The organism is Tenacibaculum profundicola (genome assembly GCF_057220795.1).
Genome location: NZ_CM170137.1, coordinates 3,438,705 through 3,451,304, shown reverse-complemented (window position 1 = coordinate 3,451,304; position 12,600 = coordinate 3,438,705). Strand labels below are relative to the sequence as shown.

The 12,600-nt window shown below is 29.7% G+C and carries 13 protein-coding genes; 1 reads left to right on the top strand and 12 read right to left on the bottom strand.

The annotated features are described in order from the left end of the window. The first annotated feature begins 36 nt into the window (after nt 1–36). Nucleotides 37–900 carry a class I SAM-dependent methyltransferase gene (locus AC2TDS_RS14460; RefSeq protein WP_484736287.1) on the top strand — a complete coding sequence of 288 codons (864 nt, stop codon included), beginning with the start codon at nt 37–39 and terminating at the stop codon, nt 898–900. A gap of 53 nt (nt 901–953) precedes the next feature. Here the strand turns inward: AC2TDS_RS14460 and AC2TDS_RS14455 are convergent, their stop codons facing one another. The 12 genes from AC2TDS_RS14455 to AC2TDS_RS14400 all read right to left on the bottom strand — a co-directional run bounded on the left by AC2TDS_RS14455 (nt 954) and on the right by AC2TDS_RS14400 (nt 12,582). Continuing rightward, complete coding sequence (locus AC2TDS_RS14455) at nt 954–1,988, bottom strand: hypothetical protein (RefSeq protein WP_484736286.1); 1,035 nt, start codon at nt 1,986–1,988, stop codon at nt 954–956. Beyond that, nucleotides 1,985–2,815, bottom strand: coding sequence for a SagB/ThcOx family dehydrogenase (locus AC2TDS_RS14450; RefSeq protein ID WP_484736285.1), 831 nt, complete (start codon nt 2,813–2,815; stop codon nt 1,985–1,987). The genes AC2TDS_RS14455 and AC2TDS_RS14450 overlap by 4 nt, the downstream gene beginning before the upstream one ends. Before the next feature lie 4 nt (nt 2,816–2,819). Next, nucleotides 2,820–3,458: a hypothetical protein gene (locus AC2TDS_RS14445; protein ID WP_484736284.1), complete on the bottom strand. Its 639-nt coding sequence runs from the start codon at nt 3,456–3,458 to the stop codon at nt 2,820–2,822. A gap of 11 nt (nt 3,459–3,469) precedes the next feature. Beyond that, nucleotides 3,470–4,756 carry a YcaO-like family protein gene (locus AC2TDS_RS14440; RefSeq protein ID WP_484736283.1) on the bottom strand — a complete coding sequence of 429 codons (1,287 nt, stop codon included), beginning with the start codon at nt 4,754–4,756 and terminating at the stop codon, nt 3,470–3,472. A 1-nt stretch (nt 4,757) separates the two neighbouring features. Further along, entirely contained in the window at nt 4,758–5,633 is an 876-nt protein-coding gene (locus tag AC2TDS_RS14435; protein WP_484736282.1) for a hypothetical protein, read from the bottom strand. A 391-nt stretch (nt 5,634–6,024) separates the two neighbouring features. Beyond that, entirely contained in the window at nt 6,025–6,174 is a 150-nt protein-coding gene (locus AC2TDS_RS14430) for a hypothetical protein (protein ID WP_484736281.1), read from the bottom strand. A 202-nt stretch (nt 6,175–6,376) separates the two neighbouring features. Beyond that, complete coding sequence (locus tag AC2TDS_RS14425; RefSeq protein WP_484736280.1) at nt 6,377–6,526, bottom strand: hypothetical protein; 150 nt, start codon at nt 6,524–6,526, stop codon at nt 6,377–6,379. A 199-nt stretch (nt 6,527–6,725) separates the two neighbouring features. Continuing rightward, the gene (locus AC2TDS_RS14420) at nt 6,726–6,875 is read right to left on the bottom strand and encodes a hypothetical protein (RefSeq protein WP_484736279.1); all 150 of its coding nucleotides are present in this window, start codon (nt 6,873–6,875) and stop codon (nt 6,726–6,728) included. Between the two features lie 198 nt (nt 6,876–7,073). Next, complete coding sequence (locus AC2TDS_RS14415; RefSeq protein WP_484736278.1) at nt 7,074–7,223, bottom strand: hypothetical protein; 150 nt, start codon at nt 7,221–7,223, stop codon at nt 7,074–7,076. An 82-nt stretch (nt 7,224–7,305) separates the two neighbouring features. After that, on the bottom strand, nt 7,306–9,522 hold the full coding sequence (locus AC2TDS_RS14410; RefSeq protein WP_484736277.1) for a TonB-dependent receptor: 2,217 nt from the start codon (nt 9,520–9,522) through the stop codon (nt 7,306–7,308). A 75-nt stretch (nt 9,523–9,597) separates the two neighbouring features. Then, entirely contained in the window at nt 9,598–10,416 is an 819-nt protein-coding gene (locus AC2TDS_RS14405; protein WP_484736276.1) for a tetratricopeptide repeat protein, read from the bottom strand. A 12-nt stretch (nt 10,417–10,428) separates the two neighbouring features. Next, the gene (locus AC2TDS_RS14400; RefSeq protein WP_484736275.1) at nt 10,429–12,582 is read right to left on the bottom strand and encodes a tryptophan 7-halogenase; all 2,154 of its coding nucleotides are present in this window, start codon (nt 12,580–12,582) and stop codon (nt 10,429–10,431) included. Nucleotides 12,583–12,600 lie beyond the last annotated feature (18 nt).

Sequence of the window (12,600 nt, the reverse complement as noted above, 5' to 3'; positions counted from 1 at the left end):
ATAAGATTATACTATGCCCAAAATATTTTATACAAGATGAAAAAAAATATACAAGACATTTCAGAAACCGCATTTTGGGTTGCACAATATAGAGTTAATGAAAGCAAAAGAAAAGATGCAATATTCAAAGACCCATATGCAGAAATACTAGCTGGAGAAAAAGGAGAATCAATATTTAATGCAATACCGCATAGTAAATCACAATCTTGGGTGTTTGTTACAAGAACTTATTTGTTTGATGAATTTATCAAACAGTGTATTACTGAACATAACATTACTTCTGTTATTAATTTGGCTGCTGGCCTAGATACTAGACCTTACCGATTACCAATACCTGTAGATATTGAATGGGTTGAAGTAGACTTTAAAGAAATTATAGATTTAAAAGAGAATTTATTAAAAGACAAAGAAGCGAACTGTAAACTTACGAGGATAGCTTGTGATTTATCAGACAAAACCGAAAGAACATCATTATTTGAAAACCTGAAAAACATTTGTAAAAACTCTCTAGTAATCACAGAAGGGTTATTGATTTATTTAACAAATGACGAAGTTTCTAACTTAGCACAAGAACTTACAGAACAACCATATATTTATTTTTATGCTACCGATATAATTTCCATCGCATTAAAAAAACAGATGTTAAAAAAACAAGGTAACAACTTCAATTTCACTAACAATATTATAAAATTTGCTCCGGAAAACGGCCCATATTTTTTTGAAAAGTTTGGATGGAAGCCCCTTAAAATTAGATCTATGCTCAAAACCGCTGCAAAACTAAAAAGATTATCATTATTTCATAGAGTTTTGGCTTTATTACCCGATTCGAAGGGGGAAAAACCAACTATTCCATGGGTAGGAGTTTGTTTATATATAAAAGACAAGTATACCTCTACATAACACGTATTAGTATAACCTATAGATACACAAAACGGAAGAATAATTATTACTTTCTAGAAAATAAATGGAATCCAATAGTGAAATATTATGCCTAAATAAAATATTATATTTAAAACTAATATTACAGAAAATAATAAAAAGTCTATTGTATATTCTAATTTCATCTTATACTTCCTTAAAAACTGAACAAATAGCCAAGCTCCTTTTTTCACGAAATAAAGAGGCTCATAACCCAATAGGTCTTTTGCAATATAAAATCCATCCGTTTTTCCAATTAAAGGATTTATATTAATCAGAGTTCTATAGGCAGTAAGAATTAGGTAATACGGGTCGAAATTTAAAACAATCATTCCTATAAAGAGTATCAAATCAATAACAATTCCACCAGAAGAAACAAAAACCTTTTCCCACTTTCTGAAATGTATAATTAATAAATCGTAGCAATACATCATAGGATAAACGTAAAAGAAAAGACCCCCACCAATTTTTCCACCTTGCCCTTTTAATAACTTATAAATTATGAGATGACCTAATTCATGTGCTGCAGTTGACAGCAGCACAAAGGGCAAAAACAAAATCACATAACTAAAGAAAATACTATTACTTTCACCCACTAAATAATTAATAGCATATAACCCTGAGAAAATAACAATTAAAGCTGTAAAAGAAACACTCAAAACTCTCTTAGAATTCACAGTAACGCTTACAAATTGAAAAATTCGATTCTTTTTAATTACCTGAAATTTAACTGTAAAAAGTGGAGATAACCAAAACAACAAGCTATTGAATTTAAACGACAAATAATTTGAAGGTAAATTATCCTCTAATTGATCTAGCACGAGCAACTCCATTTTTTTTGCTCTAGACACAATCTCAAAAATAATTTCTTCATTAGCCAACTCATACTTATCTTTAAAAAATAAAAAGCAGTCTTTTATATTGTTAAGCTGAACATATTTTTCAATAACGTCCATTTCAGCTCTCGATAATGTAACAATTTTACCGTTTTTCTCATTAAAAATAACTACGGAATCTTTGTTATGAATATTCTGTATATCTAAATACTGATTATCTAACACATATTTCATTCTTTCCCGATTAACATTGTCGTTACCACATTATGGTACCATGCTTTTAAATCCAGTGCCTTTTCAAACATTTCGTCATTATATCCTCCGCAAGCCACGCACCCTATATTTAACGCTGCTGCCGTTAACCATAAATTATTCAATATAGCGCCTGTATCTATATACGTTAATTTTAAACCGAAATCATTATATTTAAAAGATGCTTTATTTACAATACCAATAAAAACAATAATTCCTGAGGCATCGTGATAATCTATGTCATCCTTATAATCAGTGAAATACGCTTTTTTCATAAAATCCATCATATCCCTTTTATCCATTTTATTAAGAAGATCTAAAGATTCTCTTTGCACGTTGTAATGATAAAGTCCCTTTGGCAAACCAATGGTAGAAATATTAAAATAAAACAGTTCTATTGGATAAATTCCTCCACCAGAGGCAATATTCCTTTTCTTTCTACCTTCTTTTGTGATATGCTGAAAATAAGCCCCTTTTAAAAGAGTAAACAATTCTTTTTTATTCATTTTTTTCGAGAAAACCCGTGTACTTTTTCTCTTTTTCATTATGTTCTCCAACGCGTTAACCTCTTCGTTATTTTCAATTTTATCAACTTTAAAAGACTTCTCCACTCTACCTATCTCAAAGCTAGAATTAATAATTAAATCTTTATAAGCAGGATTTTTATTTACAATAGCAATTTTATCATTAAAATTATTACTCATTACCTGGAATGGTCTAAGTTTCATGCTTTCTATAAAATTGTACGCATGTTCTGTTAAACCTACACTAAAAACCAAGTTTTCAAGTTTATCTCTTTTTGTAATCATTTCTTTAAAATTTAATTATACTATTTATATATTCACTAGTAGGATAAAATTTCAACGCCTCCTCTTTATACTGATTATAGGAATTAGTGTCTTCATTTCTCTTATAAAACAGTAATAGGAACGCATAACACCAATCTTCGCCCCATTTTACCGGATTTTGAGCGTCTAGCTCGCTCCTGATTATTTCAATAGCATCTCGAAGGTAGTCTATCGATTTTTTATAGTCAGTATTTCTATTCAACTCCATGTGCACCACAGCAAGTGCATAGTGCGCCCTGATGTTGAACTTATTTAAACTTAATGAAGCGGAAGCAAACATCTTTGTTTTTGTAATAATGTTTTTGTGCAAATTCAGTGCCCTTTGCCCTTTTAGAGTTATTCCATAGAAAAGAGCCAATAAAGCGAAGTCTTCTGAGTTTTTCTTTTCTTGCCTTTCTAACACTTTGATTGCATTATCAACAATACTTCTATTTTGATTAATGCTGTTATATCTCATTACAAGAAGTCCTGTAAACAAATCAAAAACCATTTGGTAATAGGGGCTTAATTTGTCTTTGTCTTTAAAATTCAGCAGCATGTTCTCATCTTCTTTTATTAATGCCGCGTTAAACAGCTTATAAATAATATTTTCTTGATCGTTCATAATTATTATTTTTAAGGAAAAAAATGTGGCATTTCAAGAAACAGGTTTCTTCCTTTAAACAAATCATAATTTATATAAGGAATGGCGTGATTTCCTGTTAACAGTACCAAATCAGGTGTTAAAACTCGACAAACATAATAACCAAGCTCTGCTATATCTGGATCCGTAAAATCTATAACTATTAAATTTTCTACACCAGAATGCACTTTAAATGTTTCAAAATCTTTTATTATTAGATCACTGTGATCTATAACTGGCGAGTAATTATCTTTTTTAAGTTCATTAAAAATAGGAACAAATTTTCTTTGTGATGGGTAAGCATGGTAAAACCAAAAATGTTTATTAAACTGGTTCAGTGTTTTTTTAAGATTCATAAATCTAAGAGGTTTTCTCTCCTCTTTGAACCTCTGTTTTAAGATGTACCCATAACCAATTCCTTGATAAGCCTCTAAACCAGCTTTTATAAGCGCTTCCTCTTGTGTAAATCTAGAAGCACATCCCAAACTATATTCGTATTTCCCTTGATAATGGTATTCAACAAACACAAAATAAGTAGGCGTATAAGTGAACTCTGTTAAATCAAAAATGGTATGTTTAACACGTTTATTATCAAAAATAGCTTTTATCTTTTTATTGTTTGGAAAAAAATCCAACACCATTTGTGCACTATGCTTTTTAAATTTTATTTCCTTTTGGAGATACCAAAATTGTGAGAATCCATGCCTTTCGATAGCCTCTAACAATGCACCGTTTTTTGCATCTTCAAATGTTGCACCAGCAGCCATTCCAGTAGTGGTAGAATAAAAATATCGTTCCAAAGAATGGTTTGAAAACCCTGCAACCTGCTCTGGAACTAAAATCTCTTTTTGAGTGATATGATCAAAACCCTCTACCCAATACATATCTGTATCAGAATTAACTCGAGGTATAGATATGCTTTCCGAATCATGAATGGCTTCATCAAAATATTGAAATTTTTTAGGATTTATGATGTTATATTTATCCCTAAACTGATTATAACTACCGAAATAGGTTGGGTTTTTAGGTATTTGTGAGCAATACCTTTCAAATATTTCCCCAAAAGCTGCTCTAAAAGCATGTTCTTGCCCAAAACCAATAGCGTTACCATCTAGTTCTTCAAAACCATATAAACCAATGTAATGCAAATTATCTCCTTTTACCGAGGCTGTACTTAATTCTTTGGGTAGAAAAAATTTATTACCTGGTAATATTATGGTTCCATTTAATAAACCAGCTGTTCTGTTCGCTAGGTTGTAAAAATCTTTTAAACGTAACATATTAGTTGAAAGGTGTTATAATTGGTGTTTCTTCGTAACTTAAATTATATGCTTTTAACACAATGCTTTTACTCATTTCAAGAGTATATATATCCAATTGGAAATTAGCTCCGAGTAAATTAGAGAAGTTCTCTGTATAATAATTGTTTAATTCTCTTTTTAAAAGATTAACACCGATCTTTTGGGTTACCGTTGATATTGGTTTTTTGGTTGTTGTTTTGTCTAATGCAATAACATTTAGAAATAAATCCGGATTTTGTAAATTAGAAACCTTTCGCTTCATAAAAGATTCTAAACAAGGTGTTTGAATATGTTTTTTACAAATGGGTCCTATTTCAATTATCGCTTGTCTATCAAGAGAGAAATAGGCTAAAGTCACATCTTCATTGTATAATACGGAGTTGATTTCTATAAGCTTTTCGCTATTTTCAATCAAATCTCCATCGAATATTACTAGATCTTGTTTTTTTAATTCCTCCAGATCATAATTATCGTAGTCATAGGTATTGGTATGGTTATAAGTAACAATAGATTCGTTACTCTCTGTCTCATTCAAGACATCAATCAAAACTTCATTTTGATAATTTCCAACAACACTATAATTAACGTTTATATTACTTTTATCTGTTTCTTTTAAAATAAACATATCTTTCAGGAAAGAGAATATTTTTCGAAGTTTGTTTTTTGAATATTTATTCTTGAAATGCTCAAAAACTTCATCTTCTCCCTTCTGACCTTCCTTAAGGAATTCTATTACTTCTAGGACTATTTTTGAATCTTTACCGATTAACTCGAACAAAAATAGATCATCTACGAATACATAATTCTTACCTTGACCTTTATAAATTTTGAACGAATTGGTATTATATTGTTTCATAATAACGAATTAATTTTATTAATGTAAAGTAGCTTGTCTCAGTACTAGGTACTATCTTACTTATATGATCTTGTTCAACGTATTTTATATTATTAATGTAGAACATTCTAAATCAAACAAATCTTTTGTCTCCTAAAACTATATTTAAATCAGACACTGAAGGCTAAACAATTATGTTTCGATAGATCACTCTAATGGTTACTTTTTATTTATTGATTTGTAATTGTATTTAAGATTTAAATACACTAGTAAAATACCCATCTAAAAGAATGTTTTCCTAAATATGTTAATGTCTAAGAAAACATTCTTATAGTAACTATCTACAAACATCTTAGCTATAATCTTTGAATTAGTAAAACTAATGGTGGTACTAAACAAAGATTACCTCAGACTACCAAGAACAAGTTGAACTTGTACTACATGATGTAGACAATGAAGTTAGCTGAAAAGTTTTTTCAGCACCCATGGCAGCACCTAAACCTGTTGCTGAGGGCAAACTTCTGTTTTCTACTTCTCTGATGGTAACATTAAGTTTTTTCATAATGTGTAAAAATTTGTTTTATATATTATCATTATCATAGTTTAAATTTTCATTAAACATACATTTTAACCATTTATATACTTATATAGTAAACACATAAACATTAAATAAAGAATCAAATTCTAGTCTCTTATAATCTTGAGTTCTAAAAAAGCTTTCGAATCTTTAACTCAGAACATCAATATCCTAAAAGACTAAAATTTTACCAAGAGCAAGAGCTGGTTGTGCTACATGATGTAGACAATGAGGTTAACTGAAAAGTTTTTTCAGCCCCCATAGCAGCACCTAAACCTGTTGCTGAGGGCAAACTTCTATTTTCTACTTCTCTGATGGTAACATTAAGTTTTTTCATAATGTGTAAAAATTTGATTTATATATATTGTCATAGTTTAAATTATTATTAAACACACATTTTAATTATTTACATATCAAAACATTGCATACATAAATATTAAATAAAGAATCAAATTCTAGTCTTTGTTTTAATCTTGAGTTCTAAAAAAATTTCGAATATTTAACTCAGAACATCAATATCATAAAAGACCAAAATTTTACCAAGTACAAGAACTTGTTGTACTACATGATGTAGACAATGAAGTTAACTGAAAAGTTTTTTCAGCACCCATGGCAGCACCTAAACCTGTTACTGAGGGCAAACTTCTGTTTTCTACTTCTCTGATAGTTACATTAAGTTTCTTCATAGTTTATAAAATTTAGAATTATTAGTATTTAAGTTTAACTGACTTGTTAAACACACATTTCAATATTTTTTACATTTAATAGGTTAAATACAAAAAGTATTAAATGAAGTATCAAATTTGAATCTTTTCTAATCATTGGCTCTAATAAAATCTTTCGAATCTCTAGCTCAGAATACCATTGTTACAAAAGGCTAAAATTTACCAACTACAGGTCGAAGAACAAGTACATGATGTGGATAATGAAGTTAACTGAAAAGTTTTCTCCGCTCCCATCGCAATACCCAAACCACTTGCAGAAGGTAAACTTCTATTTTCTACCTCCTTGATCGTTATTTTTAATTTGCTCATAAAAAATTGAATTAATTAGTTGTTAATTGATTAATATTACTGCATTTTACTAGTGTATACATTTGTTATATAAATTGTTTAATTAAAAACTTAAAATCACTCCAAAATACGTGTTAAACCCCTGGTAGTGATCAAATTCAGACTGACTAAAATCTTTATTAAAAAAAATATTTCTTTGATTTTCTCTATCAAACACGTTATTAAAAGACACAAAACTTATTATCCTTAATTTTTTCATAAAAATCATGTGGTTAACATTAATATTTAATATGCTATAATCAGAAAATTTACGATTGTTTGGTTCCGTATTGAAAATTGGTTTATAAGCATCAAGGTCAGCTATATAATCTACTCCTTCAACACTAGTGTAGTGTGTCCCATCTTTCAAATTATAAAGCGCAGAAAATGTAAACTTATCTAACTTATATATGAGAGAAAACTTAAAATTATAATTCATATTATTTTCTCCAGGATAGTCAGAAATAAACTCAGTCATATTACTAATCGAAGCCGTACTGTAAGAAAAATAGGTGTCTAGCCGGTTATCAAAAAAACTCTTTCTTATGTAATATTCAAAACCAAGAATATTTATGGAAACATCCTCAGAATCCACTAAACTCACAAAGTCATTTTTACCCAAATCACTTTCCGTATCTTTCTTATAAAACAAAGCCGATGCTATTTCTAATCGATCATTTTTAAAACCATAATCTAAGCTCAATTGTTTAGATTGATAAAATTTCAGGTTTCTATTAAGTATATTCGGTTCACTTAAACTATTATATTTCCCACCCGAAAACGCAATACTATGATTTCCTGTTTTATGTTTCAAATTAACCTGATAGCTCAGATAATCCTCTTTAATAGTCCTCCCCAAAACATCCCAATTACTTGGGATATTTTTTCTCAACCCGACAGACATATTAGTGTTTTTCAATTTCCATCTAGCTCTTAAAAACGCCTCATACATTGTTACATCAATGGAGCTATCGAAGGTTTCTGTTGGGTACTCCTCAGCTATTGTATAATGAAAAAATGGCCTTTCACCGGAATAAGAGTATTTTTTCAACAAAGCACTAACACCAGTATAAATCTTATGTGCTATTGGGCTTTTAAATTCTGTTTCTAACGAGTAAGAGTAATTACTATTTTCATTAGCAATGTCGTAACCTCCTAATTTAGTTGTACCTTCTGTGTAATCGTGCCCTAAATTACCGGTAATTTTCACATTATCACTGGTCTCATACACAAGATTTGTAATATTAAATAATCGTTTATTTCGAGACGTATTAGCTTCTAATGAATTTAACAAATTAATATCGCTATCAATATTCTCTCCAATACCGTAAGTAAAGCTATTCATGTAAAATTGTGATGTGAACCTATAATTAAAATTAAAGCCGGCATCTGTACTCTCAAAACTATCAATGTTATCAAAAGCATTTTTATTCACTGTTAAATAAGCATCAGAAAATTGATAATTGCCGTAGACCTGAAAAAAAGCTTTCTCATTTATTTTATCTGAATAAAAAAAACCAATATTTGCTAAAGTTAGCGAGAGGCTAAAAAACTTATCTACCTCCCTGACTGTAGACAGGTCAATTACCCCTCCACTAGAATTACCATAGTTTAATGGTGGGTTACTAGGATAAATAAACTCTTTGTCAATTAATTCTAAATTAAAAATACTAAAACTACCTATACCTGTAAGCTGATTATTTCTAACTGGGTTACTTACCAAAACATTGTTTAAGTATACCATATTCTGGCTAGGATTACTTCCTCGTAATGCCGGATTAGCAACTTCCAAATTAGCCGTAGAATAAGGAAAAATATTTAAAGCTAATAAGGGATCCGCAGAAGTTCCAGGTATACTATATATGTCCATTTTATTCATTTTTTTCAAGGCAAACACCTCTTCATTACCACTTATTGGTTTGAGAACTACTTCAGACAAAATGTTTTCATTTAACTCAAGATATATTTCTAAAAACGATGTATTAACCTCGACAACCTTCTTTTTATACCCTAAAAAATGAACTATAAGCGACATTTTATTCTTAAATAGATTTTCTGGTATTTCTATCCTAAACTTTCCATTGTCATTTGAAATAGCTGCCAGTGTGGGCATCCCTTTAACTAGTATTTCTGCATACATCAAAGGCTGCATTGTTTCGTCATAAATCACTCCAGAAACGGTCCTATCTTGACTGTAAACAGAATTATTATTAAATAAAACAAGTATGTAGATTCCTAATGAATGTATATAAATACACTCACTGAAAGTTTTAAAAAACATAACTATTATTATTAAATTGAAACTACCTTATAAACAAAATCTCTTTTGTTTACATACTATAATCATTATCCACTTTTAAATAAATTTTTTTGCCAATTGCCCAATTCTATATTCATTAGGGTATTTTGACAAAGCTTCTTTGTAGTAACGTTTGGCTTTAGTAACTTGATTTTCTTTTAAATTATGATCCACTAATAATTCATAAATATCAATACGCCCCCAAGAAGGCATTACGGGACTATCTATCGTTTTGTCATTACAAGCTAAACCTTTTTCCAAAATTTCATTAACTTTTTTTCCTCCACCGTATTTTTTCGGGGTATAAAAATCAAGTCTTGCTAAACCCAGATATGCTCTAAGATTCTTATTGTTTAGTGCTAACGATTTTTTAAAATATTTTTCCGTATTCTTCACAACAATCATTTTTTTTAGATTTGTTTGAAAATCAATACTCAAAGAGGTTAAAGTAGCCAAAAGGGCATACGACTCTGATGATTTAGAATCATTTTTCAGAATATGAATACCTTCTTCTACATTCTCTTTAATTATAAATTCATCAGGTAGCGGATCGTTCTGCGTAATCACCAATCCGTAGATAGCTTTTTGATAACAAATATACGCTTTCCAGTATTTTTCAAGAGGGGTCTTTGCCTCTGAAAACTCTTTGTATAGGTTGTTTAGTGGATTAATTTTTTTTTGAACAATAGCAACGGTTAAAGAATCTGTAATTCTTTTCTCTATATTTTCAAGTTTGACTTTGTTAGTCCCTGAATCCAAGAAAAACGTAGTAGAGATATCTGATTTTCCGTTACTTCCATAACAATTCTTCAAAGTTGAAAAACCCGCAGTTCCCATTAAAACAATTAAGATTAAAAAAAGTAATTTTTTCTTCATTTTTTCTTAAAATTAAATTAAATGTGTATGTTTAAGTAAATACTTCAAATCCTCTCCCACTGGGATAGATTTTTCAGATATCTGATTCCATGTATTTTTATTAAAATTCCATAAATCAGGTGCGTAAGGTTTAAGTTCTTTAAATTTATTTGGAATTAAACCTAAACCCAGAAGAATAACATCAATCCCAAGAAACCCCCAATTATTATCCACCACATATTTCGTTAAATTATCTTTAAGTTCTGTACTAAGAATAGAGAAAGGACCTTCTTCTTTATAAATATCTATTAAAAACTCAAACTCATGAACGTTAATATTCGTGTTACAATCATTCCAAAATTCCGTATTTAACTTTGTATTATATTTAAAATGAATAGACAAAAACCATTTCAAATAATCCCATCGACTAGCAACACTTTCATTAATTACCTTAGAGACAACACAATATCCTTTTGGTTTTATAGCGTCAATGTTTTCAACCATTTCTTTTATATGCCTAATAATCATATGGATACCTGTTGACTCAAGAGGCTCTACAAAACCGTAGGAATTTCCTATAAAAAAAGTATTCGCAACTATAAACTTATCTCTTCTTCCTGATTGAAACTTTAAAAATCTGTACTCTTCATTCAAGTATGGATACTTGTTTTTGAGCTCAATAAGAGCTTCTTCTTTACTACAATATTTATCTGAAAACACATACCCAACATGATTTTCATGCCTTAGAGAAATATCCCAACACCAACCATTATTCATTGTTATAGCAGAGGTATAAGGAGTTATGTTCCCATTATTTTTATACGCACTTACTATAGCAGAATTTGTAAACAAGCAATCATCGAAGCTATAAAATTGATTATCTAGTTCTTTTGAAAACAACGATTTAAAACCAGTACAATCAACATAAAAATCCTCGTAATATTGTAAACCTTTTTCATCTTTAATATACTCAACTCCTCTAGAATCTTTATTGAGTGAAATTTCGTTTATTGTACCATATTTAATTTCAATACCTCTTTCTAAGAGTAGTTTTCTAAGGAAACTAACAAACAGTTTATTATCTAAATGATAGGCATGTTTAATGCTATTTGTTTTTGAAAAAGAATTGAATTTACCTGCTTCATTTTTCCAAATAAATGATTTTTCTTTTTCCATCAATATTGAAGTTAACGACCCCTGATTTACATCTCCATGTACTTTAGCACTAACAATATCGTGTATTCCAAAAGGGTAATTGAATCCTTTTTCATTGCTTCCCCAAAAATATTTTATACCTAATTTCCATGTAGGTCTAACATCTTGAAAAAAATCAACCTTATTAATATCCAAATAATTAAAAAGAAAATCAATTATATCTGGAGTGGTAGCTTCTCCTACACCTATGATTGGTATTTTTTCAGATTCAATAACTTTAACATGAAAATGAGGCATTTTTTTCTTAAGTGCTAAGGCTGCTAAATAACCAGATGTACCTCCTCCAACTACAGCAATACTCTGGTTGTCCTTAATTTTGCCTACATAATTATAGGCATTATCCTTTGATATATCATCTACTAAACGAAAATTAAAACCTGTATCTTTAAAAACAGAAGCTGTGTCTTCAAGTATAGGATATATTTTTTTTGAAAAAGTCTTATGGTTTGAAATGTTAATTCTTTCGATTCTATTAACGAACTCCCCTCCTTCGTTACCTTCAATTTTGAAGTCAACAAATTCCTTAATTAATCTATTCAAAATAGTCGTATAATTTTCTTCCAAAAAATCATCGGTGAGAATATCATCAAAACTAGAAAGGTTAATTTCTTTAAAATCTTTATCTTCTAGCCCTCCTTTAAGTAAACTAAAATGGTAGTACAGGTAAGAATCAACCCCAGCGCTTTTAGAAGGCTTGTAATTAGGCCCTAACACAAGAGTAGTGTCATCAAGGGCAGTTATAAACATAACATTACCCGTCAATTTAGTTCTAAAATAGAAGCAATAATCTAAAGCTGTTTTAAGATTGTCTTTCTCTAAAAAAAAGTAGCTAAATGAATCACCATTAGGCTCATCTAGATCTCCACTAGAAATATCTACCTTAAAAAAACTCTTTAGATCTTTCCTTATTCTCTCTGTAATTTTACTTTCTCCAAAAACAAAAATGTTTTCGGCCCCCCTGTAAATTTCCATGACTCTAACCTAAATTAA